The organism is Microbulbifer okhotskensis, from assembly GCF_023895975.1.
Lineage (GTDB): Bacteria > Pseudomonadota > Gammaproteobacteria > Pseudomonadales > Cellvibrionaceae > Microbulbifer > Microbulbifer okhotskensis.
The window spans coordinates 1-3,692 of record NZ_JALBWM010000200.1 but is presented as its reverse complement, the minus strand read 5'-3'; the positions used below and the strand labels follow the sequence as shown (position 1 = coordinate 3,692).

At 58.1% G+C, this 3,692-nt stretch carries 4 protein-coding genes; all 4 read left to right on the top strand.

Annotated features, from left to right (window positions below):
- Positions 1-206, top strand: a 206-nt coding sequence (locus MO867_RS20985; RefSeq protein WP_373565922.1) for a hypothetical protein, incomplete at its 5' end; no start/stop codon positions are given.
- Positions 207-209: 3 nt separating this feature from the next.
- The gene (locus tag MO867_RS20980) at positions 210-665 is read left to right on the top strand and encodes a DUF6631 family protein (RefSeq protein WP_252472738.1); all 456 of its coding nucleotides are present in this window, start codon (positions 210-212) and stop codon (positions 663-665) included.
- A gap of 53 nt (positions 666-718) precedes the next feature.
- On the top strand, positions 719-850 hold the full coding sequence (locus MO867_RS23645; protein ID WP_256474255.1) for a hypothetical protein: 132 nt from the start codon (positions 719-721) through the stop codon (positions 848-850).
- A 75-nt stretch (positions 851-925) separates the two neighbouring features.
- The coding region (locus tag MO867_RS20975; RefSeq protein ID WP_252472735.1) for a phage tail length tape measure family protein at positions 926-3,692 on the top strand (2,767 nt) is incomplete at its 3' end.

The window sequence follows — 3,692 nt, the reverse complement described above, 5'->3', positions numbered from 1 at the left end:
TGCTGGATGGCGTTAACACCGTAGACGGTAGCGGCGAGCGAGTGCGCGGGCGCTTATACAAGTGCAAATTTAATCCGGTGAGCCAATTGGATTTGATTAATTCGAGTTTCGGCGAGCTGGCACTGACAGGTACCGCGCTATTTGATGCGCTGTCCGACCCGGATGAAGCCCTCGGCGGTTTTGGCCGCATCGAATTACTGGGTTAACCCATGGCTAAAAAGCTGGAAAAAAAAGTATCCGCAGAATCCCAGGATGACCTGGAGATTCTGCACCCAGAGCGCACCCTGACCATTGCTGGCGAAAAGATTACCGTGCGTGAATACGGCTTTGTCGAGGGGTTGCGCCTGCGTCCACTGGCGGCGCCATTTCTCAAGGCGCTGCACCAGGTAATGGGCAGCGGCGCAACGCTCTCCCTGGAAGCGGTGCTGGATATCATCGCCGAGCACCACGAAATTATATTGCAGCTAATGGCCGTCGCCATCGACTGCGATGAGAACTGGCTGCACGGACTCAATGATCCCGATGGCAATTTGCTGCTGATGACGTGGTGGGCGGTGACCGGCCCTTTTTTTCTGCGCTCTGTGCAGCAACGCCGGATCGCGGAACTGGTCGCGAGCAGAGCGCAAAAACCCGTACCCGCTGGCGAGATATCTACGCCACCCTGATCGCCAACGGACACCCCCCGGAAAAAATCGGCAGTTATACCGAGCGGCAATTAATGCTTTACCACGATGCCGCCTTGCGTCGTGAACGCCACCAGCGCGCCGGGAATTTCTCCGATATACGCGCCGCATTTGTTGCCGACAAAAACGACAGCCAAAAGCACCTCCGCAGCCTGATTAAAGACTAAGCCAGCAGCATTCGCCGCTGGCATTTTTGCCCTTGTTCAAAAGACGTTTCCCCCCGCACTCGCCATGATGTCCCCATGGCAAAACAAAACCTTGAACTCGCCCTCCGCATTCGTACCGATTTAAAGAATGCCGCTCAGCAGCTCGAAGACTTCAAAAGAAAAGAGCTGGATGGTATTTCGGTGGCCGCCGCTGAGGCAGATGCGAACCTGGACAAAGTCACCGCCCCGCGAAAAGCGGACTCTGGCGGGCAACTAGAGCAGCTAGAAAAAGATTTGGAAAATGTTTCTGAGGCAGCCAGTAATGCGGGTGCGGCTTTGGAAAAGACAACGGCTGTAAAAGATAACGGTACAGCCAAACAGCTAGACAAAATAGAAAAAGAGCTAATTGATGTAAAACGCGCGGCCGCTGATGCCAGTAAAAGTTTCAGCGGCCTACAGCTCCCCAAAACTGGCACAGAGGCCGCCAGCGCCGCAGCGGGTACAGACCAGTTAAATGATGCCATGAAACGCGGCGGCATCACTGCCGGCCAATACAAACAGGCCATGCGCCAGCTGCCGGCACAGATTACCGACATCACCACCAGCCTGGCGTCCGGTATGCCCGTGTGGCTGGTGGCCATCCAACAAGGTGGGCAGATAAAAGATTCATTTGGTGGCACCCGTGAAGCCGCCAAAGCCCTGGCCTCAACAATTAAACCCATTCCGCTATTACTCGGTAGCCTTGCCGCCGCCACGGCCACTGTGGTGTTGGCCCATGAGCAGGGCGCGGCCGAGAGCCGCCGCTATACCGAAGCCCTGATTCTGAGCGGCAACGCCGCCGGCACGAACAGTGGCCAACTGGCGGAAATGTCTAAGCGCCTCGACCAGGTCGCCGGTACCCGGCGCCAGGCCGCTGCCGCCCTCGCTGACATTGCCCAAAGCGGCAAGCTTTCCGCCGAGCAAATCGAGCAGGTGGGCCTGACAGCGGTGAAAATGCAGCTGGCTACCGGTCGCGCAGTGGATAAAACCGTGGATGATTTCCTGCGCCTGGCAGATGACCCGGTGCAGGCTATTGCAAAGCTCAACGAGCAATACCATTTCCTTGACGCCGCCATCTATTCCAATATCGCCGCTCTGCAGGACCAGGGCAACGAAGTGGAAGCGGTGCAGCTTGCCCTGGAAACCTATGCCACAGAGATGAACCGGCGCAGCGATGAGCTGGTGGACAATATAGGCTGGCTGGAAAAAGGCTGGCGGGGACTAAAGACCGCAGCCGGGGAAAGCTGGGATGCCATGCTGGGCCTCGGCCGCGCGGATACCCTGGAAGACCAGCTGGAGCGCGTCAACCAGCGCATCCGCGAGCAGGAGGAAATACGCCAGGGGCGCCGCCGGGGAAATGTCACTAACCTCGGCGACCTTACCGCAGAAAAAGAGCGCCTGGAATTGCAGATCCAGCAGCGCGATGAACAATCCGCCCGCGAGGGTGAGCGCCGCCGCATCGATGCAGAGGCTATTGCGGCGATGCGCAAAGTGGACCGCCTCACTCAATCCAATTTAAGCAAAGAAGAAAAACGCCTGGCGGCCTTAAAGGAATACCGCGATCAATTGGAAGCAATCCGCCAAGCGAATCCCGATGACCCGCGCCTGCAAAGCGACACCATCGCCAACAATATTGCCGGCATTAATGCCCGTTACACCGACAAGAAAAGCATCGACCGCGAAAGCAAGAGCTTGGAATCATTTGTTGCCCAGCTTGAGCGCCAGGCGGAAGTCCTGGGCAAAAGTGCTGCAGAAACCCGCGCGTACAATATCGCCGAAAAAGGATTGAGCGGCGAATTACTCGCCCGCGCCCAAGCCGCCAATGCCGCAATAACCGCCCAGGAAAAACTCAACCAGGCAACGGCAGATGCCAAGCAATTGGCCACCATTGAAAACCGGCTCCTCAGTTTGCAAGGCCGCACCGCCGAGGCCCGCAGCAATGACCTGGAAAATCAATACGCGGATTTGCTGCTGCGCCTGCAGGCCCGCAGCGATACCGCCGGCATCGAACTGGTCAACAGCCTAATCAATGTGGAAAAAGCCCAGGCGCAACTGGATGAACTCCAGGCCCAGGTGGCTCGCGTGCTGTCGGAGCAAAACCGACAAGAGCAGACCATCCAGGCGCAGCAGGAGTCCGGTTTAATAACCGAATTGTCTGCCCGCGAGCAGCTGCTGCAATTACACCGCGACACCACCGCTCAGGTGGAGACGTTGATACCACAAATGGAAGTCCTGGCCGAGGCGACTGGCGACCCCGATGCCATTGAGCGCGTACGCCAGTTGAAAGCCGAAATAGAGCAACTGCGCGTGACCACCGAACGCTATGGCTCCGTGGCACAGGATGCGTTTGAAGACAGTATCACCGATGGCCTAGTGGCCCTCGCCAGTGGGGCCGAAAGCCTAGGCGATGTAATCCAGGAAGTCATTGCCTCTATTGCCCAGGCCATCGCCAGGCTTGCCGCTGAAAAGGCAGCCGCACAGATCACCCAAATGGCTGTCTCGGCAGTGAGTGGCTACGCCGACGGCGGTTACACCGGCGCGGGCACTAAATACCAGGTGGCCGGCGTGGTCCACGCTGGCGAATACGTGCAACCCGCCGAAGTCATGCGCGAGCCCGGTGCCATGGCCTTTATGGAGAATTTCCGCCGCGAGGGGATGCGCTCCCTGGAACGCTTCCGTGGCTACGCCGAAGGCGGCCCGGTCGGTTTATCCGCAGTCAATTACGACAGCCCCGCACAGGCTCTCGCCGCCAGTATGCCGGAGATGACAGTTAGGCAGCGCCTGCTGCCGGTGCTCGACAAGGATTTGATTTCTGATGCCCTGC